The 24,346-nt window shown below is 66.7% G+C and carries 23 protein-coding genes and 1 pseudogene; 10 read left to right on the top strand and 14 right to left on the bottom strand.

Features of this window, described 5'->3' with window-relative positions; translation table 11 throughout:
• Positions 1–45 precede the first annotated feature (45 nt).
• The 4 genes from IEX72_RS02205 to IEX72_RS02190 all read right to left on the bottom strand — a co-directional run bounded on the left by IEX72_RS02205 (position 46) and on the right by IEX72_RS02190 (position 5,503).
• Positions 46–1,281 carry a digeranylgeranylglycerophospholipid reductase gene (locus tag IEX72_RS02205; RefSeq protein ID WP_188785760.1) on the bottom strand — a complete coding sequence of 412 codons (1,236 nt, stop codon included), beginning with the start codon at positions 1,279–1,281 and terminating at the stop codon, positions 46–48.
• A 208-nt stretch (positions 1,282–1,489) separates the two neighbouring features.
• A complete protein-coding gene (locus IEX72_RS02200) occupies positions 1,490–2,629 on the bottom strand; it encodes an outer membrane protein assembly factor BamB family protein (RefSeq protein ID WP_188785759.1) in 1,140 nt (379 codons plus the stop codon).
• A gap of 253 nt (positions 2,630–2,882) precedes the next feature.
• On the bottom strand, positions 2,883–3,746 hold the full coding sequence (locus tag IEX72_RS02195) for a 2-oxoacid:ferredoxin oxidoreductase subunit beta (protein ID WP_188785758.1): 864 nt from the start codon (positions 3,744–3,746) through the stop codon (positions 2,883–2,885).
• Entirely contained in the window at positions 3,743–5,503 is a 1,761-nt protein-coding gene (locus tag IEX72_RS02190; protein WP_188785757.1) for a 2-oxoacid:acceptor oxidoreductase subunit alpha, read from the bottom strand. The genes IEX72_RS02195 and IEX72_RS02190 overlap by 4 nt, the downstream gene beginning before the upstream one ends.
• Before the next feature lie 769 nt (positions 5,504–6,272).
• Between IEX72_RS02190 and IEX72_RS02185 the strand changes: the two genes are divergently transcribed.
• Positions 6,273–6,911: an FAD-dependent oxidoreductase gene (locus IEX72_RS02185; protein WP_188785756.1), complete on the top strand. Its 639-nt coding sequence runs from the start codon at positions 6,273–6,275 to the stop codon at positions 6,909–6,911.
• Between the two features lie 123 nt (positions 6,912–7,034).
• Here IEX72_RS02185 and IEX72_RS02180 read toward each other — a convergent pair whose 3' ends face one another.
• The 4 genes from IEX72_RS02180 to IEX72_RS02165 are packed head-to-tail and all read right to left on the bottom strand — an operon-like array spanning position 7,035 to position 11,425.
• A complete protein-coding gene (locus IEX72_RS02180; protein ID WP_188785755.1) occupies positions 7,035–8,024 on the bottom strand; it encodes an ABC transporter permease in 990 nt (329 codons plus the stop codon).
• The gene (locus IEX72_RS02175; protein WP_188785754.1) at positions 8,017–8,817 is read right to left on the bottom strand and encodes an ABC transporter ATP-binding protein; all 801 of its coding nucleotides are present in this window, start codon (positions 8,815–8,817) and stop codon (positions 8,017–8,019) included. Before IEX72_RS02175 ends, IEX72_RS02180 begins: the two co-directional genes overlap by 8 nt.
• Complete coding sequence (locus IEX72_RS02170) at positions 8,814–10,820, bottom strand: NosD domain-containing protein (RefSeq protein WP_188785753.1); 2,007 nt, start codon at positions 10,818–10,820, stop codon at positions 8,814–8,816. The genes IEX72_RS02175 and IEX72_RS02170 overlap by 4 nt, the downstream gene beginning before the upstream one ends.
• Entirely contained in the window at positions 10,820–11,425 is a 606-nt protein-coding gene (locus IEX72_RS02165; RefSeq protein ID WP_188785752.1) for a nitrous oxide reductase accessory protein NosL, read from the bottom strand. The genes IEX72_RS02170 and IEX72_RS02165 overlap by 1 nt, the downstream gene beginning before the upstream one ends.
• A gap of 164 nt (positions 11,426–11,589) precedes the next feature.
• Between IEX72_RS02165 and acs the strand changes: the two genes are divergently transcribed.
• Positions 11,590–13,578: an acetate--CoA ligase gene (gene acs / locus IEX72_RS02160; RefSeq protein WP_188785751.1), complete on the top strand. Its 1,989-nt coding sequence runs from the start codon at positions 11,590–11,592 to the stop codon at positions 13,576–13,578.
• 30 nt (positions 13,579–13,608) lie between these two features.
• On the opposite strand, the gene IEX72_RS02155 is transcribed toward acs, so the two are convergent.
• Positions 13,609–14,364, bottom strand: coding sequence for a GNAT family N-acetyltransferase (locus IEX72_RS02155; protein WP_188785750.1), 756 nt, complete (start codon positions 14,362–14,364; stop codon positions 13,609–13,611).
• 125 nt (positions 14,365–14,489) lie between these two features.
• Here IEX72_RS02155 and IEX72_RS02150 point away from each other — a divergent pair, with 125 nt between their 5' ends.
• On the top strand, positions 14,490–14,969 hold the full coding sequence (locus tag IEX72_RS02150; RefSeq protein ID WP_188785749.1) for a DUF7510 family protein: 480 nt from the start codon (positions 14,490–14,492) through the stop codon (positions 14,967–14,969).
• Between the two features lie 61 nt (positions 14,970–15,030).
• Here the strand turns inward: IEX72_RS02150 and IEX72_RS02145 are convergent, their stop codons facing one another.
• Entirely contained in the window at positions 15,031–16,056 is a 1,026-nt protein-coding gene (locus tag IEX72_RS02145; RefSeq protein WP_188785973.1) for a glycosyltransferase family 4 protein, read from the bottom strand.
• Positions 16,057–16,171: 115 nt separating this feature from the next.
• On the opposite strand from IEX72_RS02145, the pseudogene IEX72_RS15495 reads away from it, so the two are divergent.
• From IEX72_RS15495 to trxA, 3 genes and pseudogenes are all read left to right on the top strand, one after another.
• Positions 16,172–16,330: pseudogene (locus IEX72_RS15495) on the top strand (RNA-guided endonuclease TnpB family protein); the annotation flags it as partial.
• A 176-nt stretch (positions 16,331–16,506) separates the two neighbouring features.
• Positions 16,507–17,190 (top strand): 2,5-diamino-6-(ribosylamino)-4(3H)-pyrimidinone 5'-phosphate reductase, encoded by a 684-nt coding sequence (locus tag IEX72_RS02140; RefSeq protein WP_188785748.1) that lies wholly within the window; start codon positions 16,507–16,509, stop codon positions 17,188–17,190.
• A gap of 107 nt (positions 17,191–17,297) precedes the next feature.
• Positions 17,298–17,636: a thioredoxin gene (gene trxA / locus IEX72_RS02135; protein ID WP_188785747.1), complete on the top strand. Its 339-nt coding sequence runs from the start codon at positions 17,298–17,300 to the stop codon at positions 17,634–17,636.
• 18 nt (positions 17,637–17,654) lie between these two features.
• Here the strand turns inward: trxA and IEX72_RS02130 are convergent, their stop codons facing one another.
• Positions 17,655–17,846: a hypothetical protein gene (locus IEX72_RS02130; RefSeq protein ID WP_188785746.1), complete on the bottom strand. Its 192-nt coding sequence runs from the start codon at positions 17,844–17,846 to the stop codon at positions 17,655–17,657.
• A gap of 163 nt (positions 17,847–18,009) precedes the next feature.
• On the opposite strand from IEX72_RS02130, the gene IEX72_RS02125 reads away from it, so the two are divergent.
• Positions 18,010–18,735 carry a ribosome assembly factor SBDS gene (locus IEX72_RS02125; protein WP_188785745.1) on the top strand — a complete coding sequence of 242 codons (726 nt, stop codon included), beginning with the start codon at positions 18,010–18,012 and terminating at the stop codon, positions 18,733–18,735.
• A gap of 15 nt (positions 18,736–18,750) precedes the next feature.
• On the opposite strand, the gene IEX72_RS02120 is transcribed toward IEX72_RS02125, so the two are convergent.
• Together IEX72_RS02120 and IEX72_RS02115 are read right to left on the bottom strand one after the other, a co-directional pair.
• Positions 18,751–19,083, bottom strand: coding sequence for an FUN14 domain-containing protein (locus IEX72_RS02120; RefSeq protein ID WP_188785744.1), 333 nt, complete (start codon positions 19,081–19,083; stop codon positions 18,751–18,753).
• Positions 19,084–19,384: 301 nt separating this feature from the next.
• Positions 19,385–20,200 (bottom strand): bacteriorhodopsin, encoded by an 816-nt coding sequence (locus IEX72_RS02115; RefSeq protein ID WP_188785743.1) that lies wholly within the window; start codon positions 20,198–20,200, stop codon positions 19,385–19,387.
• A 192-nt stretch (positions 20,201–20,392) separates the two neighbouring features.
• Between IEX72_RS02115 and IEX72_RS02110 the strand changes: the two genes are divergently transcribed.
• From IEX72_RS02110 to IEX72_RS02100, 3 genes are read left to right on the top strand one after another with little or no spacing between them, the layout of a single operon-like run.
• On the top strand, positions 20,393–21,310 hold the full coding sequence (locus tag IEX72_RS02110) for an SDR family NAD(P)-dependent oxidoreductase (protein ID WP_188785742.1): 918 nt from the start codon (positions 20,393–20,395) through the stop codon (positions 21,308–21,310).
• A 53-nt stretch (positions 21,311–21,363) separates the two neighbouring features.
• A complete protein-coding gene (locus IEX72_RS02105) occupies positions 21,364–22,860 on the top strand; it encodes an ATP-binding response regulator (RefSeq protein WP_188785741.1) in 1,497 nt (498 codons plus the stop codon).
• A gap of 60 nt (positions 22,861–22,920) precedes the next feature.
• Entirely contained in the window at positions 22,921–23,088 is a 168-nt protein-coding gene (locus IEX72_RS02100) for a hypothetical protein (RefSeq protein ID WP_188785740.1), read from the top strand.
• Between the two features lie 459 nt (positions 23,089–23,547).
• On the opposite strand, the gene IEX72_RS02095 is transcribed toward IEX72_RS02100, so the two are convergent.
• Complete coding sequence (locus IEX72_RS02095; RefSeq protein ID WP_188785739.1) at positions 23,548–24,285, bottom strand: SDR family NAD(P)-dependent oxidoreductase; 738 nt, start codon at positions 24,283–24,285, stop codon at positions 23,548–23,550.
• Between the last annotated feature and the right edge of the window lie 61 nt (positions 24,286–24,346).

Raw genomic sequence — 24,346 nt, 5'->3', positions numbered from 1 at the left:
CATAGTCGTGTCGCGCCGAAAGCCGTTGCGGCAGCGGTCCGTCGGTCACTCAGCGAGCCGCTGCTTCGCGAACCGCGCGAGCAACGGCAGGTCGTCGAGGTGCGTGAGCCGCGCGAGACTTCGGATGCTCCCGTTGTTGGCGTCGCTGAGTGTGTCGACGTCCATCGCATTCAGGTCGTCCATCAGGCGGTCGTAGCGCTCGTTCGGCGCGAGGTACAGCAACTGGGTCATCGTCAGCCGGGTGCGCATGTCCGGTGCGACGCGGGCGTGCCAGAGGTCGTCGTAGATCGACATCGCGCCGGCGGAGGTGTCGGTCTCCGATCCCATCAGACACCGGTCCGCCGTGATGGCGGCGACGCGTGCGGACTCCATACACTTGTGGATGCCCTCTCCCCACAGCGGGTCGATGGTCGGCACGGTGTCGCCGATGGCTAAGAAACTGTCCGTGCTGAGGTCGTCAGGCATCTGGATGTGTGCGCTCCCGCGGTGCTGCTGTTTGTCACCGAGACGCTGGGCGTCGGCGAAGCGCGGGTCGACCTCCAGCCAGTGGTTGAGGTGGCCGTCGATGCTCTTTGAGGTGTCGCCGTACTGCTGGTAGCTCTCGCTTTGGATGTAACACACCCCGACCTTCGCGGTGTCGCCGCCCGTGTGGAAGACCCACGAGTAGCCGCCGGGGGCGTACTCGTGGTCGAGCCGTAACATCATGGCGTCGGTGAGGTCCGCGAAGTCGGGGTGGTCAACGTCGACGCCCTCCATCTCCCACTCGATGCCGACCGCCTGGTTCTTTCGTTCGAGGGTACACACGTCGAGTTTCTTCGCGAGCGGCGCCGCCGGCCCCGTGGCGTCGACGACGATGTCGGCGAACACCTCCTCGTCGCCGGCGTACTGCACCCCGACGACACCGCCGTCCTCGGTGATCGGGTTGTTCACGCGCGCGTCGAAACGGTACTCCGCGCCGTGCTCGCGCCCCTCGGCGACCAGCCACCGCTTGAAGTCCGCGAACTCAAGCACCGCGCCGGGTTGATCTTGGACGAAATACTCGTTGGGGGACTCAAGCACCACCTCGTCGGTGTAGTTCATCACGACGTCGTCGGGGATCCCGAACGCGCCCGTCATCGACGCGAACGTCCCTGCCGTGGACTTGTTCGACTGCCGTGGGAACCCGTCTTCGGGTTCGGCCTCCAACACGAGCACGTCGTACTCCCGCTGTGCGAGGTCGCGCGCGCACTGTGCTCCGGCCGGGCCTGCGCCGGCGATGACGACGTCGTAGTGCTCAGACATGGCGTATTCCCGTGGCGTGCGTCGGCTGCGCGTCCCGGCTCCCCGGTGTGACGGTCACACGGAAGCCGCGCTCCAGATGTCGACTGGCCGGCCCGACTCCTCGGCCGGCCGCCGCGGCGTCAGCGATCATTCTCACTCGGAAAATCGGGGCGCAGATAAAAAAGCGCGCGGGAACGTTCCTGACGCCTGTGAGAGGGCGGAATTCCAGCTACTGTTTCTCCCCGCAAAAGGGGCAGTATGTGACGGGGACACCGACCTGTCCCAGATCCTCCGCACAGCCGTCGCAGAAACCGTTCGAACGCCTCGAGGGATCGGTGCGTTCCCCGTCGGTGGCCCGGTCCGAAGAGATGGTCGGTGTCCTGTCGGGTGTGTCTGCGTTCACCGCGTACAGGTTTTCGTCACCCCCGAAATACACCGTCCCACCGGCGACTGTCGGGGACGAATGTACTACCCTCTCGGTCTCAAACACCCACTCCTTGTCGCCGGTGTCGGTGCCGACCGCATACAGACCGTTGTCGTAACTCCCGACGTACACGGTCCCATCGGCCACTGTCGGCGACGAGAGTTCGGACGCGGCGGTTCTGAAGCCCCACCTGCCCGTACCGGTGTCCGCGTCCACCGCGTACAGCCGATTACTGAAGCTTCCGACGTACACTGTCCCGTCTACCACTGCTGGCGACGAGCTCACAGTGTCACCGGTATTGAACACCCACTCTTCTTCGCCGGTCTCAGCGTCGATCGCATACAGATTGTCGTCGCTACTCCCGACGTACACCGTCCCGTCTCTCACCGTTGGTGACGAACTCACAGAGTCGCCAGTGGGGAACTCCCACTCCGGTTCGCCGGTACCGGCATCCAGCGCGTACAGGGTCTCGTCACCACTCCCGGCGTACACGGTTCCGTCGGCCACCGTCGGTGACGAGCGCACGGAGGCGCCGGTCTCGAACGTCCACTGTTCGGTCCCAGTGAGCGTGTTCACCGCGTACAGGTTGTTGTCGTAACTTCCGATATACACTGTCCCCTGCGACACCGTCGGGACCGCTTTCACGAGACTGTCAGTCTCGAATACCCACACGTCTTCGCCCGTGTCAGCTTCCAGCGCGTACAGGTGATCACTTCCTACGTACACCGTGTCGTCAGCCACTGTCGGTGACGAGTAGAGGCCCATCTCGAAGTTGCGAACCCACTCCTGTTCGCCCGTCTGAGAATCCACCGCGTGCAGATTGCCGCTCTGACCGCTCCCGACGTAGACCGTGCCGTCCGCTGCTGCGGGTGAGTTCACCCGACCAGACATCTCGACGCTCCACCGTTCCGCTCCCGGTGCCCGACTCCCGTTGGAATCACTCATTACAGATCAAGTATCTATCCCGATTCCACCCGACACAGTTCAATTTTGGGTTGCATTTCGTGTTCAGTTGTGCTCCGGTCTGCCCTACCGGGAGTTCGCCGGGCGGTTGCAGAACGCCACGTAATCGAAAGGCCAGCATCGGCGCGCCGTGCGCGCCGTTCGCCGTGAGCCGAAGGCGAGCGGGTGGTTTTGCTGGAGCTTTTTGTGAGGTGGGACCCCGCGTTGCGGGAACCCACCGACCGAAGATGGTCCGCTAGTAGAACTCCCGAACCAGATCCATCGCGCCCTCGGGTGCGCCGTCATCAACCCGGGACATGTCCGTGTCGAGCCCGTGTTTCTCGCCGTAGGGGACCGACTTCTCGCTCTGCCAGACGACGCCTTGATACTCCTTGCTGGCGTCTAGGATCTTGTTTTTCGCGGCGTCGTAGTCGGTCCGGTCGTGGCCCTCTTCCGCGAGATCAACCAGGCTGTCGCGGAAGTAGTCGTAGGTGTCGACGTCGTTGAACGTGACGCACGGGCTGAAGACGTTCACGAACCCGAAGCCGTCGTGTTCGATCGCCTCCTGGACGATCTCGGCGTGGCGCTGAGCGTCCGTCGAGAAGGATTGCGCGATGAACGTCGCGCCCGACGCCAACGCCAGCGCCAGCGGGTTCACCGGCGGCTGCTGGGGGCCCTCAGGCGTCGTCGCCGTCTCGAAGTCGTCACGCGAGGTCGGGGAGGCCTGCCCCTTCGTGAGGCCGTAGATCCGGTTGTCCATCACGATGTAGCTCATGTCCACGTTCCGGCGGACCGCGTGGACGAAGTGGCCCGCACCGATGGAGTAGCCGTCGCCGTCGCCGCCCGCGACCATCACCTCGAGGTCCGGGTTGGCGAGTTTGACACCCGTGCCGACCGGCAGTGCACGGCCGTGGACGCCGTGGAGGGCGTAGGAGTGCATGTAGGTCCCGATCTTGCCGGAACACCCGATGCCGGCCACGATGAACGTGTTGTCCGGATCGTTGCCGGTGTTTGCGAGCGCTTTCATCATGCCGTTCATGGTCCCGAAGTCGCCGCATCCGGGACACCACGTCGGCTGCTTGTCCGATTTGAAGTCGGTGAAACGTACGTCTGAGCTCATTGGATTACCTCCTGTTCTTGGACTGCCGCCTCGATCTCCGCAGCGAGTTCGTCGGCGTCGAACCGTACGCCGTCATATTTGTTGATTCGCTCCACCCGTGTGAGGGTGTCGTGTTCGACAATGTCTGCGAACTGTCCGGTGGCGTTACACTCCACGACGACCACCGTCTCGGCGGCCTCAACCGCCTCGGTGAGGTCCGGCCGCGGGAAGACGTACGGGACCGAGATGAACCGGAGATCGATCCCCTCGTCGTCGAGTATCTCGATCGCCTCGGTCATCGGGCCCTCGTTGGACCCCCACGAGATCACGAGGCTGTCCGAGTCGGGGTCCCCGAACTCCCGAGGACCCCAATCTTCCGCCTCACGGGCGGTCTCGACTTTCCGGTTGCGCTTGTCGACCTGCTCGACGCGCATCCCGGTGTCCTCTGTCCGCCGGCCGAGTTCGTCGTGTTCGAGCCCCGTTGACATGTGTGCGCCGTCGATGGTCCCGGGGAACGCCCGCGGCGACACGCCGTCGTCGGTGAGTGCGTGCGGCTGGAACTGCCCCTTCTCGTTCTGCCACTCCTCGATCGTCTCCTCGTCGACGACCTTCCCCCGGTCGATCTCGACGTTGTCCATGTCGAACGCCTCGGGGGAGAACGTCTGCTCGGTCACCGCGAGCGAGAGGTCCGCGGTGAGATACACCGGTGTCTGGTACTTCTCGGCGAGGTTGAACGCCTCGATAGTTTTCCAGAAACACTCCGAGATGGTGGTGGGCGCGAGCACGAACCGCGGGATCTCGCCGTGGCCGCCGTACAGCAGCCCGTTCAGGTCGCCCTGCTCCTGTTTGGTCGGCATCCCCGTGGAGGGCCCCGACCGCATCACGTCGACGATCACCAACGGCGTCTCGCTCGTGGCCACCAGTCCGAACGTCTCGGTCATCAGGTCGATCCCGGGCCCGGAGGTCGCGGTCATAGACCGCGCGCCGGCCCGCGCCGCGCCGAGCGCGATGTTGATCGCCGAGAGTTCGTCCTCGGCCTGAACCACGTGGCCGCCGAACCGTTCGATCCGCCCCACGAGATACTCCATGACGTCGGTAGCGGGGGTGATCGGGTACCCTGCGTAGAACTTACACCCCGCCGCGATCGCGCCCATGCCGATCGCCTCGTCGCCGTTGAGCAGGACGTAGTCGGCGTCGGTGGTCTCCAACTCGTACCCGGTGTCGACGTCGGACGCCTCTGCCACGTAGTCCTGCCCGCTTCTGGCGGCCTCCTTGTTGTTATCGACAAGCGCCTGGCCCTTGGAGGCGAACCGCTTTTCGAGGGCGCTGTCGAGGTTCTCGATCGGGAACCCCGTGACCTCACACGCCGCGCCGAGCGCGACGACGTTGCGCATGATCGCGCCGCCGGCCTCCTCGGCCAGCCGCTTGAGCGGAACATCAAGCCCGGTCATCCCCTCAGGGATCTCGACGTTCGCCATCGTGGTGCGCTCGCCGTCGTAGACGATCACCGAGTTCTCGTGGAGTTCGTCGAGGTTCTCTTCGATCGTCCGCGGGGTGAGCGCGATGAGCACGTCGAGGCGGTCCACGACGCTTTGGACAGGGTCGACTGATGTCCGGATCTTGTACGCGGTGTACCCGCCGCGGATCCGGGACGCGAAGTCCTTGGACGTGAACACGTGCCGCCCCGCCCGGGACAGGGCCTGGGCGAATATCTTCCCCGTCGAGTCGATGCCATCGCCGGCCTCCCCGCCGATGGCCCAATTGAAGTCCGCGGGCATATGGCCTACTCGTTTCTGTGGACCGACCAAAAGCCTTCGGAACGAGACGCGACTCGACGCCCCCCGTGTCGGAACGGTAATGTACAAACGTGAATATATAGCCTCGAAAATCCGGGAGGATTTACAACACACTGATAAAATATGTAGTAAAATTCTGTTATTCCACAGAAGCCGTGCCTCGGGAGACCCACCAGATACCGGTAGTCGGCGCCGGCTGCGACGTCTCGCGTCAGAAGCTCCGGCGTAGTCGGTGTCCGCGTCGCCGTCCTCGGTGGACTGCTCCCGCTCGCTGCGCTTCACAGCAAGGAACGACCCGTGCAGCGACTCGCTGTCGGCGACCCGGCCGCGGGGAACCCCGCTGTTGTTCACGAGGACGAGCCTGATCAGTTCGATGTCGGCGGAACCGACGTGGTGGACGACGTCGGTCACCCCGACCGGTTCGGCGTCGAGAATCCCCCACTCGTGGCCCGGCAGGGTCGTGTCCCCACGGTCGAGGACGCTGGCGGCGCTCTCCCACCACGCGACCTGACCCATCGCCCCGCCGAGCCGCCGCGGCACTCCGACCTACCGGGCCCACGTCGAGAACTTCGAGCGGGTCGCCCCGGGAACCGCCTACGCCACGACCGGGACCGGCGAGGCGCTGGCCGCCGGGGAGCAGGTCGACAGCAGCGGACACGCAGGCGCTATCGGATCGATCGGTCCGCCGACCGCCCCGGTCGGTCGCGCTGTCAAAGGCAAGGCCCTTCTCACCGCACCCGTAATTGGAGGTATGGATGCGACAGTCGCCGTCACCGCCGTCCGGGACGCCGGGCCGCAGACGATCGCGATCGAGTTCGAGGCGCCGGCGGGGCTCGACGCCGAGCCCGGACAGTTCCTGAAGCTCACAGGCGTCGTCAACGGCGAGGAGTACGCGCGGTTTTACACCCTCTCCTCGCCCGGCGTCGACGACACCTTCGAGATCACCGTCGGGATCGACCCCGAAGAAGCCGGCCCGTTCAGCGAGTTCCTCCTGGAGCTCGGGGCCGGCGACACCATCGATATCGCCGGACCGTTCGGGCGGAGTTTCTACGAGGGTGAGCCCCGCGCGGTCGTGCTCGCTGGCGGCCCGGGTGTCGGTCCCGCAGTCGGAATCGGCGAGGCCGCGGTGGCCGACGGGAACGAGGTCGCAATCGTCTACCGGACGGACGCGCCGGCCCACCAGGACCGGCTTGAGGCGCTCCGGGACACGGGCGCGTCCGTCGTCGTCACCGACGGTGACATCGACGAGCACGTCGCAGCGGCCGTCGGGACCGATGCTGCCGAACAGGTGTTCGTCTACGGGTTCGAGGGGTTCATCGACGACGCGTCCGCGGCGCTCGACGCCGCGGGGGTCGACCCCGACGACGCGAAAGCCGAGAACTTCGGGTGAGACGCCGCCACCGAAACGAAACGGACCCCCCGACGAACGAGCAGCCCGGAGCCGTTTCGAGCGAACGGAATCGATCCCGCGGCGAGAGCCGAGTTCGTTCGGTTGTCCACTGCGGGACCGCGGTCACGCTGTCGTCTCCCCGACCGCCGGCCACACCCGCCAGACGGCCACGGCCACGCTTCCGAGCCACCACGCGGCCAGTCCCAGCAGGTTCACCGCCGCGTTCCCCGCGGTGACGTCCGCGCCGCCGACCACACCGACCGCGGCCGAGAGCACAAGGCCACGGTAGGCGCTGTTCGGGCTGGCGGCCACCAGGACTGCGAGCCCGTCATCCGGGATCGCGCCGCCGGCGATCCCGGCAACCAGTACCGTGTCGAACCCGAGGACGAGCGCGATCACGAGCGCGACAGCCAGCGCGAGCGCCGTCCGGACGGTTCGGGCCGCGGCCGAGATCGCCACCGTCGCGGCGAGTACCACGAGGGCGAACGCCACGGACAACACGACGAACCGGACGTACCGGACCCCCGAATCGACCGCCTCGTTGATCGCCAGGAACGTCGGGATGTCCGCTGTGAGAACCGGGACCAATAGCCCCACACCCAGCAGCGCGGCGACGACCAAACCGACGAGCGCGAGCGCCCGCCCCAGGTAGACGCCGCCGACGTACGCGACCCGGTCCACGTCAAAGGTTCGAAGCACGTCGAGTTCCCCGGTCTGACGGTCCCCCAGGATCGATCGGTAGCCGAACGCGACGGCCAGAAGCGGTACCAGCACCTCGATGAACGTGAGGAGATCGAGCGTCAGCGGCACGAACCCGCCCCCGGCGCCGGTGCCGGCCCACGCGACGCCGACCACACTCACCACGAACGCGATCGAGATGACCAGCAGCGCGGGCGTCCGGACGACCGTCCGGAGTTCCCGCGTCGCGACCGTCAGGAGGTCCTGCCAGGTGCGGACGACCGCCGCACGGTCTGTCCACCCGGGTCCATCCGTCGGTCCGGCCTCTCGCCCACCGGACGGGGTGTGCTCGGTCGCGTCCGGCGGGTCGCCTCCGGACGGGGTGTGCTCGGTCGCGTCCGGCGGGTCGCCTCCGGGCGCGGGTCCGTCAGGCATTGTCGCGTCCACCCCCCGAGTCGGTGTCCGACCCGGCTTCGGTCGTCGACCGCTCGGCTCCCGACGCGACTGTTGCGTTGTCCGGTTCGGTCCCGACGAGTCGGAGGAACGCCGCCGACAGCGAGTCGGTGTCGGTGTCGTCGAGCAGTGCTGCCGGCGTGTCGACCGCGCGAAATCCGCCGTCGGCGAGCACTGCGACGGTGTCGGCGTGCGTCTCGACGGCCGGGAGTTCGTGAGAGGCGACCATCACTGCTGTCCCGTCACTCGCGAGGTCGCCGACGACGGTGAACAGCCGCTCGACCATCCCCGGATCGAGCCCGCTTCCGGGTTCGTCCAGAAGCAACACCCCAGGGTTACCGAGCACGGCCTGCCCCAGCCCCAGCAGCCGCGTCATTCCGCCCGACAGCGACCCCACGTCCCGGTCGGCGACGCCGGCAAGCCCCACGCGGTCGAGCGTTCGGACGACGTCGTCGCCGCTGACGCCGTCGAGCAACTGCGCGTAGAACTGCAGTGTGTCGCGAGCGGTGAACCCCGACCTGAACGCCGGCCGCTGTGGGAGGTAGCCGAGGCGGCGGGCGCCGCCCGCGGCGGGAGGGAGGGCCACGGTCCCCCGATCGGGCGGACGAACACCCGCAAGGATGCGGAGCAGCGTCGACTTCCCGGAGCCGTTCGGTCCCACGACGGCGACGACCTCACCGCGGTCGGCGGTCACCGAGACCCCCGAGAGGACCACAACGTTGCCGAACGCCTGTTCGATACCGGTCGCCCGAAGCGGTGTCGACTCCCCGGTCACGGTTCGTCACCCGCGCGGGTGGCGTTTTGCCGTCGGTCGGTCGCGTTCCGGACCGTGTCGGGGTCGAACGGTCGGGTTCTTGCCGCGGTGTCGACAACGCCCGACTGCCGGAGTCCGGAGACGGCCTGTTGGACCCGCCGGAGCACCGCGACGGCCGGGGACTCCGCTAACGCGGTCGCGCCACGGACCGTCCCGAGCCGCGAGTCGACCGTTCCCGACGGCCGGTACGCCCGGTCGTAGACGCCGTCGGCATCACTGTCGGCGATCGGCAGCCGTCCCCAGTGGTTGCCCACCCCGCCGTGGGCCCACACTCGGAGCGGGCCGATGGTTGACGCCACCGCCCGGTCGTTGTGAACAACGTCGTTCCGGAGCACCTGGTTCGAGGGCAGGATCTCGTTGGCCCGCACGCCGACATCGTTGCCGACGACGACGTTGTCGACGAAAACGTTCCGGCCGCCGGCCACCTGGAGACCGTACTCATTGTCGACAACGACGTTGTCCGCGTAGTAGGAATCTCCGCCCGCAGGTACGACGCCGTACGTACTCCCGCGGACGGCGTTGTCGACGACGAGGTTCCGGGTCGGGCGCGTCATCACGATGACGCCCGCCTGTGCGTCCTCGACGGTGTTTTCGGCCACCAGCGACTTGGAGGTGTACATCTCGTGGACGCCGTACCTCCCCGGTTCGGCGTGGTTGTCGCGCACCACGCTCCCGTCCGCGCGGTGGGTGTAGATCCCGTCGCGACCGTCGTGGAACGTCGAGTTCTGCACCAGACTCGGTGCGCCGATGAGTACGGCGCCCATGAAGCCCTCACGCGCGGTCGGCGCCCCGCGGACTGTCAGGTTCGTCACCGCCGACCGGGGGCTCTCGCGGACGATCACGCCGCTTGCAGGCGTGTCGATTTCTATGTTCGACACCGACGCGTCGGCCGCGCCGTCGAGGACCACGCCCGCGTCCCCGTACCCGTACGCCAACTGGACGGTCGTGTCCCAGTCGACGGTGTCGTTTCGGCTGTCGCCGCCTCGGCTCCCGACCGGACCGACGCCGGTGATCCGGAGGTCGGCGACCGCCGCGCCGTCGGCCCGTAGGTGCACGACGCTGCCGTTCCCGTCGCCGCGAACGACCGTTCCGTTCCCGGCACCCGCGAGCGTCACGGAGCGGTTCACGACGACCTGGTCGACTGCGTGGGTCCCCGGCGGGACGTACACGGTCGTGTTTGTCGGCGCGGCGGCGATCGCGTCCTCGACCGTCGGTTCGGCCACAACTCCTTCCCCCAGCTGCCGGCCGGGCCCGATCCGCTCCGGGATGTCGGACCGATTCCCGACGACCGCCCCCACCGGCCGCTCCCGACGGTCCGCCGCGGCCGCGGCCACCCGGTCGCCCCACGAGTGGAGCCGCTCGGTGGCTGCCTCGAACCGGTCGAGTCGGCCGGGGAGCGGGTCGGCGACGGTCGCGCGGAGCGTCTCCCAGTCGATCACCTCGCCGCCGTGGGCCGCGGCGAACCGCTCCGCGTCCGCGCGCTCGGAGAACGGAACCGCCACCGGCCCGGAGGGGATCGCGGCGTCGCTCCCGACGACGAACGACGCCGTGTCGGCGGTGGCCCACCCCACGTGCCGACCCCGTTCGGCAACGACGTACCCTTGATCGGTGAGCGTCGGCGTGATATCGGAGAGATCCGAGACGTAGACGGTCAGCGGGTCGCCGAACTGTCGGCTCGCGTCCCCGTCGGCGAGCGCGCTCGCCGCCGTCTCGACGCCGACGTATCCGACGACGTACCGGTACCCGGAGTAAAACACCTGCGCCCGGGGGAGCACGAACCCTTCGCTCTCGGCGCGGCGCTGGTCGACTCCCGTCCCGCCAACGGTCACCGTCTCGGAGAACTCCGCCGGGCGCAGCGACGCCCCGCCCGCGGGCGTCAGCACGAACGAAACGCCGGCGAGCACGACGACTCCCGCCACCGCCGCTGCGAGCCACTGTGTCGTGGCCGGCGTCAGAACCGCCATCAGCGTCCGAGCCCGGCGACGACCTCGGGTGTGACGCCGTCGTGTGTCGTGAGCGACCCGCCCCACTCCGACTGGAACGCCTCCGCGTCACTCCGGCCTGAGAATCCGAGCAGGTCCCGTCCCATCGTCCCTTTGACCGCCGAACCGACGACGTAGGTCACGTCGCTCGCAGCGGCGAACGAGGATGCATCGTAGTGGCGTGAAATCAGCGTGTCGCTGCCGTCCTCGAACGTCTCGTACGACACACTCGAGTGGTCGGTGACGTAGAAGGCGGCGTCCTCCCAGCCTGCGCTGTCCTTCCCGAACTCGTACTGGTAGGCCTCCCACACGCTGTCGAAGCGGGCGGGGTTGTCGTGGCCGCTCGGGTCGCGGTCGGGATAGAAGACCTCGGCCGTTGGTCCGGGGTGCTGGCTGATCACCATGCCACAGACGTCGCACGTCGCTTTCTCGGGGACAGTGACGGGATCCGGGGTCTCGGCCTCCCCGCCGCCGAGACACCCCGCGACGGAGACGGCCGCTGTCCCCGCGCCCGCGACCAAGACTCGGCGTCGAGTGACCGGTGTTGACGCTGCTGTGCGGCCCGACCGGATCGACACACCAAGCATACCTCTACGTCGGACGCCAACGTCAAAAGCGTGCCCGGGAGATTCCGAACGAGTGGGAATCGTCGCCGCGGACCGCCCGGGCGGCGCCGACGGCGTGGCCGGGGGACGGGGCGCGGTTCCGTCGCCGGGATTTATGAACTGGTGTTCGAATAATGAGGATGAATATGGCAGACGACGAGAGCGGTGACGGACAACTCGAAGCGCGACTGGCCGAGCAGGAGGCATTCGAGCCCAGCGACGACTTCGTCGAGCAGGCGAACGTGTCCGATGCGTCCATCTACGACGAGTTCGCGGACAACTGGCCGGCGTGTTGGACTCGCGCCGCCGACCTTCTCGACTGGGACGAAGAGTACACGCAGGTGCTCGACGACTCCGAGGAGCCGTTCTACGAGTGGTTCGCGGACGGCACGCTGAACGCGTCGTACAACTGTGTCGACCGCCACGTGGAAAACGGCGCGAAAAACCGCGTCGCGATCAAGTGGGAAGGCGAGCACGGGGAGACGCGAACGTACACCTACCAGGATCTCTTCCGCGAGGTCAACGAGTTCGCCGCCGCGCTCCGCGACCTCGGCGTCGAAGAGGATGACGTCGTCACGCTGTACATGCCGATGGTGCCGGAGCTGCCGGTCGCGATGCTCGCGTGCGCTCGGATCGGCGCGCCACACTCGGTCGTCTTCGCGGGGTTTTCCGCGGAGGCACTCGCGACGCGGATGAACGCGGCCGAATCCCGGTATCTCGTCACCTGTGACGGCTACTACCGCCGCGGCGACCCGCTCGACCACCAGGCGAAGGCCAACGAGGGGCTGTCGAACGTCGACCACGAGGTAGACGCGACCGTTGTCGTTGACCGCCTCGGGGACAACGGGTTCGGTCACGACCTGCAGCGTAACCAACACGACTGGGATAGCCTGATGTCTGCTCATCAGGGCGACCGGGTCGACCCCGTTGAGCGAGGCGCCGAGGACATGCTCTTCCTGATGTACACCTCCGGCACCACCGGGAAGCCCAAAGGGGTGAAACACACCACCGGCGGCTACCTCGCGTACACCGCGTGGACCTCTCACTCCGTCCTGGATCTGGAACCCGAAGACACCTACTGGTGTTCGGCCGACATCGGGTGGATCACGGGCCACTCCTACATCGTCTACGGCCCGCTGGCGCTCGGGACGACCACGGTGATGTACGAAGGCACGCCGGACTACCCCGACCGCGGTCGGCTGTGGGAACTCGTCGAGAAGTACGCGGTCGACGTGTTCTACACCGCCCCGACCGCCATTCGGGCGTTCATGAAGTGGGGCCCGGAGTATCCCGCGGAGTACGACCTCTCCACGCTCCGGCTGCTGGGGACGGTCGGCGAACCGATCAACCCCCGTGCGTGGAAGTGGTACTACAAACACATCGGCGGCGAGGAGTGTCCGATCGTCGACACCTGGTGGCAGACCGAGACCGGCGGCATGATGGTGTCGACGCTCCCCGGTGTCGGCACGATGAAGCCCGGGTCGGCGGGCCCGCCGCTTCCGGGGATCGGCGCCCACGTCGTCGACACCGGCGGCGACGAGGTCGAGGCGGGACAGGCGGGCTACCTCACGGTCGACCGCCCGTGGCCCGGGATGTTGCGGACGCTCTACCGGAACGACGAGCGGTTCGTCGATGAGTACTGGCAGACACACTCCGATGCCGACGCCGGGGAGTGGGTCTACTTCCCGGAGGACGGCGCGAAGATCGACGACGACGGCTACATCACGATCCTCGGCCGCGTCGACGACGTTGTCAACGTCTCCGGCCACCGGCTGGGGACCATGGAGATCGAGTCCGCGATCGTCGGCGTCGAGGGAGTCGCCGAGGCCGCGGTCGTCGGCGGGGACCACGATATCAAAGGCGAGGCGGTCTACGCGTACGTCATCCTCGAGGACGGCTACGGGGGAGACGACGAAATGCGCGACCGGATCGTCGCGGGCGTCGACGACGCTATCGGCCCGATCGCCAAGCCCGAGTCAGTGACGTTCACGCCCGAACTCCCGAAGACCCGCTCAGGGAAGATCATGCGTCGGCTGCTCGAAGAGATCGCGAACGGCGAGGAACTCGGCGACACGACGACCCTCCGGAACCCCGAGGTCGTCAGCGACATCCAAGAGCAGGCGAGCGGCGACTGAGGCGGATCCTGCGGACGTGAGCGTCCGAACCTACAGATACGCGGCGTCCCACCGCGCCGCCTTCCGGCGGTTGCCGCACTCGTTGCACTCCAGTCGCTCCATCGTGTCCATCGCGATGTCGAACCCCTCGTCGCCGCCGCACATCCACCCGTAGGGGTTCTCCCGGCTCTCGTCGAGATAGACCGCGAAGAACGGCGAGTCTGACCCGCGCGCGGACTCGTCGTACGCAACGTAGACGGTCTGGCCGTCGATCTCCCGTTCCACGAGCCCGCTGGGGTCGGAGTCGGTATCCTCGAGGAACGTCGTGTGGACGCACTCCTCGAACGTCTCGCCGTGAATCTCGACGGGCCGGGTCCCGACCTCGCTGAACCCCTGTTCCTCGTAGAACGACACCCCCTCTTGATTATCGACCAGAACCCGGCCTTCGAGGCGGTCGACACCGGCGGCGACCAGTTCCTGTTTGAGCCGGGTGAGGAGTTGCGAGCCGATCCCGGCGCCGCGGTGGTCGGGTACCACGTGGAGCCAGTCTAGGTACCCGACTGACTCGCGACCCTCCGAAACCTCGCTCTGTGCGAATCCGACCACCGACCCCGCATCGATCGCGACGACGAACACCGCGTCGTCATCGGCTAGAGCGTCGGTTAGCCGCTCGGCGCTGTACCACTCGTCGACGGCCGCCGCGATTGTCTCCTCGTCGATGGCGTGGCCGTACGACGCCCGCATCGATTCGATCGCAACCCGGCGGATCGCATCGACGTCGTCCGTGCTCGCGTCCCGAATATCCATACCCGCAGTTCGTGGGCCCCCCACTTGAGGTTCGGGGCCACATCACCGGCTCGTTCCGCGTGGGCGCACGCTGCCGTCGACGCGCACGACCGTACTATAAGTGCCTTGCCGCCGACCCGTTCGGTATGACGCCACCGCACGAGGAATCCGCCGGGGCCGACGGGGGAGCCGGCGACGACACCGTCTCGTTTTCGGTGACCATCGAGGGTGGAGAGACCGTGATCAGGATGCGCGGCGACCGCGACACCGCAGTGGTGGTCCGTTCGGCGTCCGGCGAGCGGATCTACCTCCCACCCGAAGGGTTCGATCGCGCGGCCTCCGGAAGCGGCGGCGCATCCCCGTCAGCGGGGGCCGACAGCCCCTACGGCGGGCTCCGACCTGATAGCCCCTACCAGTCGGTGCCGACGGACAGCCCCTACCGAGGCGTAGAGAGCGAGAGCCCATATCAATCGATGCCGATGGACAGCCCGTATCAGGGCGCCGAGAGCGACAGCCCCTACCAGGCGGCCGGCGAGACGACACCAAGCGAAGGGCTCACCGCGACCACAGACGGCTACCGGATCAGACACCCCGAGCCCGTGACCGACGTGCGGGTCCTGCGGTAACGCACGGTCGATGAAAGGGCGGTAGGGCCTCGAACGGGGCCACGACGCGCCGACTCCCGTTCTACAGGATCTCGTCGTAGAACGTGAGCGTCTCGTCGACCACGTCCGCCCACGTGATCGGGTCGAACTCGGGTCGGCCGTCGAGTTCGAGCGCGCGTTCGATCCCGGCGGCGATGGACTTCGAGTCCGGTTTCACCTCCACGACCGACGCCTCGGAGAGCACCTCATTGACACCGCTCTCGGTGGCGACCACCCGCGTCCCCGCCGACAGCGCCTCCGTGATCGTGATCCCGAACGGCTCCGCCAGCGACGGCGACACGAACAGGTCCGCGGCGGCGTAGTAGTCGCCGAGTTCGGTCTCGGGGACGTAGCCCACCCACTCGATCCGGTCGTTGACCCCGAGCAGTTCCGCGAACCGCTCGAGTTGGTCGGTCAGGTGGCCGGAGCCGCCGATCACTAAGGTGACGTTCGCGCGGTCGAGGCGTTCCATCGCGTACACCAGGTGGGCGATCCCTTTCTGATCGGTGTGCCGTCCGACGAAAAACAGCATCTCGCCGTCGACGCCGAGTTCGGATTTGAGCTCGCGGCCGGTGGTTGGACACTCCGAGAACCCGTTGTAGATCACGGTGGGGTCGCCGCCGTACTGTTCGCGCACGTTCGCGGCGGTGAGTTCGCTCACCGCGATGAGGTGGTCCGCGCGCTGGGCGAGCCGGCGCTCGGTCTCGACCTCCCGCTGTGGGGGGTCGAGGTTCCGATCGGTCGACAGCGAGTGGAACGTCGAGACCCACTCGACGTCGGCGTTCGACTTTGCCCGCGACCCCGGACCGTAGCCGAACCAATCGTGTGTGTGGACGATGTCAGCGTCAGCGGCGCGTTCCGCGAACGTCTCGCTCAGCCGCCCCACTCGGGTGATGATGTCGCCGTCGCCGGTGGGGACGCCCACGATCCCGGCTCTGTCCTCGGGTGCGTACTCCGCGGGCAGCACGAGTTCGATGTCGACTTCCCGGGTCTGCATCCCGTCGAACAGCTCGCCAACGTGGGTGTCGAGTCCGCCGCTCACGTTCGGCGGGAACCCCCAGCCGAGCATCAGTACGTTCGGCGACATCGTTGATTATCCCACCACGCACCGGCACATAACAGTTGTTGGTAATACGGTTTCCGTATTCAGCCGCACTGCTGTGTTTTTTCGCCCGATTCATCCCGATGATGACTCGGCTACGGATGGGGGCTCGTTGACCGGGCCACAAAACAGCCACGCCGTTACCGAATCGCGCAGCGATTCGTTCACACACCAGAAATCTTCGATTTCTGGGGACGATCCTGAAGCCCAGCAGGTGACGCGTGGAACGTACGCGTCTTGAAACTACCAGGCCGCTACACTCGGCCTGAAACCCCGTGTCGGGGTTCCTCCGCGTTCACGCGGACGAAGAGGTCAAAAGTCCATCCGATACAATCACCACAGTATCCCCGTGTAGGTGGTACCGGACCACACTCACCGCACCGAAACCCGCTTTGCCCCCCGGTGTCACCCGTCTGTGTGCACGTTTTCGTCAACGCCGCAGCGAGCGCGGACGGCAAACTCTCGACCCGCCGTCGCGAGCAGGTTCGGATCAGCGGCCCCGAGGACTTCGCTCGGGTGGATCGGCTCCGTGCCGGCGCCGATGCGGTGCTGGTCGGTGTCGGGACGGTGCTCGCCGACGATCCGCACCTGACTGTCGACGACTCGTCGCTCCGGGCGGCGCGGACCGACCGCGACGACCCGGCGACCCCCGCGCGCGTGGTGCTCGACTCAACCGGCCGGACGCCGACCGACGCGCGGATCCTCGACAACGCAGCCACGACCTACGCGGTCGTCTCGTCGGCCGCGACCCGGTCGCGGCGGCAGGCGCTCGCCGACGCGGGCGCCGAGGTCGTTGTCGCCGGCGACGACCGCGTTGCTCTCGACGACGCGGTCTCGGCACTGGCGACCCGCGGAATCGAGACGCTGATGATCGAAGGCGGTGGAGAGGTCATCTACTCGTTTTTCGCTGCGGGGCTGGTCGACGAACTCTCCGTGTACGTCGGGTCGGTGATCGTTGGTGGCCGGGACGCGCCGACACTCGCCGACGGCGACGGCTTCGTGGGGTCGTTTCCGGACCTGTCGTTGGAGGACGTCCGGGCGGTCGACGACGGCGTCCTCCTCGAGTATACGGTGACCGGGCGATCCGGGGCGAACGGGTAAGGGCCGTTCACGGGAGCGTCGAGGCCCACCACCCGCTCGGTGCGGTCGTGCGGCCCGCAGTCCCACCTACGAAATAAGTAAGAGGCTGCCCGTTCAATGAACAGGTGATGAGTACACCCGAAACGACCGGCGCGCCGATCCACGTTGAGAGCGAAGACCACCTCGAAGAGCTACTGGGCGAACACGACGTCGTGCTCGTCGACTTCCACGCCGAGTGGTGTGGTCCGTGCAAGATGCTCGAACCGACCGTTGAGGAGGTCGCGGCCGAAACCGAAGCCACGGTTCTGAAAGTCGACATCGACGATCTGCGGGCGGTCGCACAGGACGCCGGCGTTAGGTCGGTTCCCACCCTGGCGTTCTACGAGAACGGCGAGGAAGCCGAACGCGTCGTCGGTGTGCAGGACAAGTCAGATCTGGTCGGTGTCATCGAGCAGTTGTCGGCCTGATCTCGGTCGACCGCCCGGTCACTCGTTTTCCATATCCACACCACGCAGCGCCGCGAACTCCACGTTATGGCCCGTGGAGGACCGGTGCTCCGAAAGGTGTCGTTGGGCCTCCGCTTCCCCGTCGGCGAGCAGCTCCGTCGGGCAGTCGTGGCAGACGATGTGGTAGGCGCCGAGGTCGTCGTTTGCGGTGTCGGCTGTTCCAGGTACCATCGTACCCCACGATTCAGGGCAAGGGTATTTAGTTAATCGCCGGTTGCCGATCGATACCACGGTCAAATACGGGGTTAACGACCGCTTAATCCCGTCCTGCGAGCGCCCGCGGTCGGTCCCCCGGCAGGGAGGGCTTTTTACCTCGGAGCCAGTAGGAGACGGTATGATCTCGCTCGACGAAGCGGTGACGGCCAGGCTCGAATCGCACGGCGAGCGGTTCGAGGTTCTCGTTGATCCCGACGCGGCGCTCTCGATGAAGCGCGGGGAATTCGAGGACGAGCTGGAAGACGTGATCGCGGCTGAAGACGTCTTCTCGGACGCCTCCCGCGGCGACCGCCCTGCGGAGTCCGACCTCGAGACGGTGTTCGAGACGACCGACCCCTTAGAGATCATCCCGGAGGTCGTCCGGGACGGCGAGATCCAGATTACCGCCGAACAACGGCGAGAGATGCAGGAACAGAAGCGGAAGAACCTCATAACCCGGATCGCACGGAACGCGGTCAACCCCCAGATGGACAACGCTCCGCACCCGCCCGAGCGGATCGAGCGCGCCCTCGAGGAGGGGGGGTTCCAGGTCGACCCGATGGAACCCGTAGAGACGCAAGTCGACGACGCTCTGGACGCGCTCCGACCGGTGATCCCCATCCGGTTCGACGAGGTGACCGTCGCCGTGCAGGTCCCCGCCGACTACGCCGGCAGCACTCAGGCACAGGTCCGGCAGTACGGCGACTTAGCGCGTGAGGAGTGGCAACCCGACGGCTCGTGGGTGGGCGTCGTGACGTTCCCCGCAGGGATGCGGAACGACTTCTACGACCTGGTCAACGAACTGACCTCGGGCGAGGCCGAGACCCAGGTCATCAAAGACAAGGACGAACTCAGTACGCGGTAGCGGCGTCGATCCGAACTATCCCTTCTTGAACCCGGCTAGGAACCCGCCGGTGAACCCCGCCGAAATCGACAGCGTCGAGAGAATCGTCGAGACCCACCCCGGCGGCGTACCGCCGGCCGCCACCTGCGCGTTCTGGAGGGCCCCGGAACTCAACCGCTCCCAGTCGACCGTTAGGATGCCGCGGGATTCCAAGAATTTGAACAGCGCCAGTTCCAGTCCGACAAGCACGGCGATGATCTTGGCGACCTTCTTGGCGGCGAAGCCGACGATGCCGCCGATGACTGCGCCGCTCCCGAACTCGAGGCCGAGTTGCGTGGGGTCAAGCGACAGTTGCAGCGGGTCAAGCATACCACTCACTCCCCGGTGACGGTATAAGTGGTTTGTGGAGGAACCGGGTGCCCGGAACGAAAACACCGCACAGCCGGGCGTTGAGCCGAATTATGGTGTGACAATCTGCCGTTGCATAGGGGTGTCCCCGTCGACAGTCGGAATCTGCGTACCCTTGTACGCCTCTGTGGCCGGTGGTCTCAGCATTGGCGTGCCTTCGGCTTAACACAGAACCCGCTATTCAACAGAGCAGAACGTATGACTGTTGAACCCAACAGGCCGCTTCACTCGGCCTGAAACCCCGTGGCGGGACTCCTCCGCGTCACGCGGAGGAGGAGTGCAGTGCGAAATCGCGGATCGACGACTCGTTGTCGGTGACCCACCGAATCAGAAGGAACGCGAAAATGTACTTCGCAAAGATATCGAGCGCGGAGTACCCCCACGACGAGATGCCGACCGGAATGAGCGCGAGACCCTCGGGAGCGATCGCCCAGATGATGGGGTACCCCAGCCACAGCACGATCGTGAGCGCCCGCAGCGTGCTGAAGATCTCGCTTGTTCCGGCGTCCGCAGCGGCGTCCGGCCACTGGGCGACCAGGGCGTACAGCACGGCCAGGAAGAACGCACAACTGACGGCGTAGAACGCCCACCGAAGCCCGTAGGAAGACGTGATCAGCGCGGCCGCAAGCCCCGTGATACACATCCCGATATCGGCGGCGATGACGGTGAAGATGCTACCGAGGTCGACGTCGGCGAGCAGGCCGAGCGCGAGCAGGATCATCGGTGTTGACAGCGCCCACGTGAGATACCGGCCCCACTGGCTGAGTATCACTTCGTTGGCGAGTGCGTGCCCCGCCGGCATCTGGATGAATCCGACTGTGAGTCCGGATAAAAGCCCGAGGTAACTAGAGATCGACACCAGCGGGATCATGAGCGTCGCACCCCAGATGGCCTTCACGCGACCGTTTGTTATGCTCCGACCCATATACACGAACAGCAGGGCCGACAACCCGGCGAGGGCGACGTTGACCCACAGCGACGAAGCGAGCAACGCGTTGTTCGCGATCTCCGTGGCCGCGTCGGCCTGTGTTTGCTGCAGCGGTACGGCGATTCCGTTCAGTGCGTTTACTCCCGGCATACATCAACACGTACGGACTCGCTGTATAAATAAGTACAACCGATTCGGAAAATAAACGGCCACAATCTTTTTCAATTGCCCAACTTTCCGGCGGTGACCCCGGGGATGCGTTTCCACCTCCGACACCTCCAACACGAGTCGCGCGGTGTCCACGCGCGGGTCGTTTTTGTCCGTCGGGCCCGTTCCGACCGTATGGAGACACCTCCGGAAGCCCGCGCCGGCGTTGCGGACGCCGACCGCGCCGGAACACAAGCGGTTGTCACCGGGTCGACGAGCGGAATCGGCCGCGCCGCGGCGGTGGCGCTGGGGCGGTTGGGTGCGGACGTGGTCGTCCACGGGCGCGACCGCGACGCCGGGTCGGCGGTGGTTGCCGAACTCAACGCCGTCGGCGCGGACGCGACGTTTGTACCGGCTGATTTCACGGACCGGTCGGCCGTCCGGGAGTTTGCGACAACCGTCCGCGCCGAGACCGACGGGGTGGACCTGCTGGTCAACAACGCCGGGGGATTCTTCCGCGACGGCCGAATCACCGAACTCGGCGTCGAACGGACGTTCCACGTCAACCACCTGTCGCCGTTTCTGGTGACCGCCGAGTTGGTGGATCACCTGCGAGAGGGTGCCCGCGTGGTCACGACCGCCTCGGCGGCCCACCGCGGCACCGACCTGGATCTCGACCGAACCACGACACTTGACCGATACTCGGGCACCTGGGCGTACAGCCACTCCAAACTCGCGAACGTGCTCTTCACGAACGAACTCGCCCGCCGGCTCGACGCCGCCGGACGGCCGATCACCGCAAACAGCCTCCACCCGGGTGCGATCCCCGGCAGCGGGTTCAGCCGGTTCCTCCCCGGGCCGCTCCCGGCCGTCATCCGGCTGTTCGATTCGATTCCCGGGGTCACATCGGTCGCCGACGGCGCGGCGGCGCTTCTGTTCCTCGGGGTCTCCCCCCGGGTCGCCGGCGTCTCCGGGCGGTATTTCTCGGGCCAAGACCCGGAGACGCCGTCGGCAACGGCCCGCGACAACGGGGCGGCCCGGCGGCTCTGGGAACGGAGCACGGTCCTCCTCGGCATCAACGAGCCGCTTCCGGGCGCGGTGGACGGAACCTAACGTGTAAGGGAAACCCATATTATTTCTCGCGCTCGTACGTGCGCGCACGAGAGATGAACGGAACCGAGCATCGGTACGCACCCGGTCGAATCCGTCTGCTCCACGTTGACGACGACCCGGCGTTTCTGGACGTGACCGAAGCGTTTCTGACCCGGGAACTCCAGTCGGTCGAGATCACGACAGTCGGCCAGCCGGCGGCGGCGATCGAGCGGCTCCGAGAGGAGTCGTTCGATTGTGTTGTCAGCGATTACGAGATGCCCGGAACCGACGGGTTGGAGCTGTTGTCACAGGTCAGAGCGCGGTCCCCGGACCTGCCGTTCCTGCTGTACACGGGAAAGGGCAGCGAGTCGATCGCGAGTCGGGCGATCAACGCGGGCGTCACCGGCTACCTCCAGAAGGGTGGCCCCGAACAACACGAACGGCTGGCAAACCGTGTCGAGCACGCGGTACGGGAGTACCGCGCCGGTCTGGAAACAGAGCGATACTCCGCGGTTCTGCAGGCGCTTGGGTATCCGACCTACGTGGTTGACGCCGAGGGTCGCTTCGCGTACGTCGACGATGCGTTTGCCGACCTCACCGGCTACAACCGGGATGAACTCGTCGGGGCCGAGCCCTCGATCGTCAAGACCGACGCGAGCGTCGAGCACGCCGATGACGCGTTGCGGTCGGTCGTGTCCTCGTCGGGCCCCGACGCCGAGCAGTTCGAGATCGAGATCCGGACCAAGGAGGGCGACGTGATCCCGTGCCGAGACCACCTCGCGCCGTTGCCCTTCGACGACGAGTACCGTGGGTGTGCCGGAATCCTCCGCGACATCACCTCTCAGCACCGCCGGCGCGAGGAGTTAGCGAGAAAGAACGAGCGGTTAGAGGAGTTCGTCTCCGTGGCCTCACACGACCTCCGAACCCCGCTGATGACCGCGCGAACCGCAGCTGAGTTGGCTAGAGAGACCGGTGAGGCGGAGTTCTTTGAGAAAATCGACGACGCTCACGACCGGTTCGAGCGGATGCTCGACGAACTCCTGACGCTCGCCCGCGAGGGTGACGGCGTGGCCGTGACCGAGACGATCGATCTTGAGGCTGCCGTACGGACGGCGTGGGAGACCGTCGGCTCCGACGCGGCGGACCTCTCGGTGACGTCGTCTCCGACGGTTGAGGCCGACACCGGACGGCTGCGGCGGCTGCTCGAGAACCTGTTCCGGAACAGCACAGAGCACGGCTCGACGGGAAGTCGGTCGGCGTCCGAGGACGCGGTGGCTCACGAGGCTCCCGGCGTCGCGATCACGGTCGGGTCGCTCGACGACGGGACTGGGTTCTACGTCGCCGACGACGGCCCGGGCATCCCCCCGGGGACGCGCGACTCCGTCTTCGAGCCCGGCTACACCACCGCCGAAGCGGGGACCGGCTTCGGGCTGGCGATCGTGGGGCGGATCGCGGCGGCCCACGGGTGGGAAGTGACGCTCACGGAGAGCGACGCGGGCGGCGCCCGGTTCGAGTTCACCGGCGTCGAGCAGCCCTCGAAGAGCGCAGATCCGGTCAACTCGGCGACGTGAATCGCGCGGATCGCGCGGCACGGCGACACGGTTTTGCCGACGGCGAGGGTTACCAACGTAATGTCTGGCCTTCACTACCGCTCGTGTCCCGACTGCGGCACGGTCTATGCAGTCCCCGAGGATCACGACGAGTGCGATCAGTGCGGAGCGACGGGGCTCGACCCACTTCCGTCGGATCCGGCGGCTGCCGCGTACTTCACCCGGGGGCTCCACGACCGTTCGGAGTGACACGGGCCGGAGCACGCGCCGCCTCGTGGCTCCGGCCACGGAGGCGTACTGGCGGCCGCAACCACGCGTAGGTCTTCGACACTCCCTCGAGTGTTGAACGCCGTCTCGTGACGAGAGACCACGGTTCGTCCTCCTCCCGCGGCTGAAGGCGCGGCGATCCGACCACTGGATTCGGGTGGTCGTCGCCCGTCGGCTCCACCCCGCACTCGGGGGGACCCGGCCACACGCCGGGGGAACTCTCGGTTGTCTCTCGTAGGGCTGTGGCCCGGCCACTGAGCCCCCATCGAACTCCGTGTCATCGCCGTGTGACCCACTGCCCGCCACCCCTTGTGGTTCGGGGACGGCATCTCACCGAGTCCGTAGCATCCACACTCCCAAGCACCACGGGTATACATACACCGACAACTGGGCCACGTGTCCGCTTGACCCCCACCACAGGGGTACCCGATCGTATCTGTATCAGCGCTCCGGAAGGCGACCGCCGTCGACGGCCACGTTCTCGCCACTGATGTACCCGGCGTGGTCACCGAGAAAGAAAAGCACCGGTGCAGCGACTTCCTCGACGCTCGCTGCCCGCCCACGCGGGAATGACGACACGTCCGACACGGTGTTCTCGACGGCGAACGGCGAGACCGCGTTGACGGTGATGCCGTCGTCCTGCGTGTCCGCCCCGAGCATTCGGGTGAACATCACGACCCCCGTCTTTCCGACGAAGTACGGGAAGTTCACCGGGTGGGCGTGCATCCGATCGCTGTCGGCGAAGCCGATGTTCACGATCCGACCCCACCCCTGTTCGCGCATCCCCTTGAGCGCCCGGCGCGAGCAGAGGACCGTCCCGTAGAACGTGCTCTCGACGGCATCGCGCCACGCCGGCCACTCGATCTCCGACCAATGTCTGGGATCGAAGTTGCCAACGTTGTTGACGAGGATATCGACCGGTCCGAGCGCGGACTCGGCGTTCTCGAACAGCGCGTCGACTGCGTCGGGATCGGTGACGTCGCCTGCGACGGTCGTGGTGTTGACGCCGCACTCGCGTGCCTCCTCGGCGGTCGCTTCGGCGGCGGCCTCGCTCGTCCGGTAGTGGACAACCACGTCAGCGCCGCACGCGGCGAGTGTCAGAAGCAGTTCGCGGCCAACCCGGGTTGCGCTCCCGGTCACGAGCGCGGTCCGGCCATTGAGATCGGGTGTCAACTCCATACCGCCACCTGTGACCCGACGTACTTGAATTCGTCCGGGCGTCCGAAGGCAGTGTTGAGAT

The organism is Halobellus salinus (assembly GCF_014646875.1).
GTDB lineage: Archaea > Halobacteriota > Halobacteria > Halobacteriales > Haloferacaceae > Haloquadratum > Haloquadratum salinum.
Note: the sequence above shows the minus strand (reverse complement) of the source record. Positions and strands in the feature narration are given on the sequence as shown.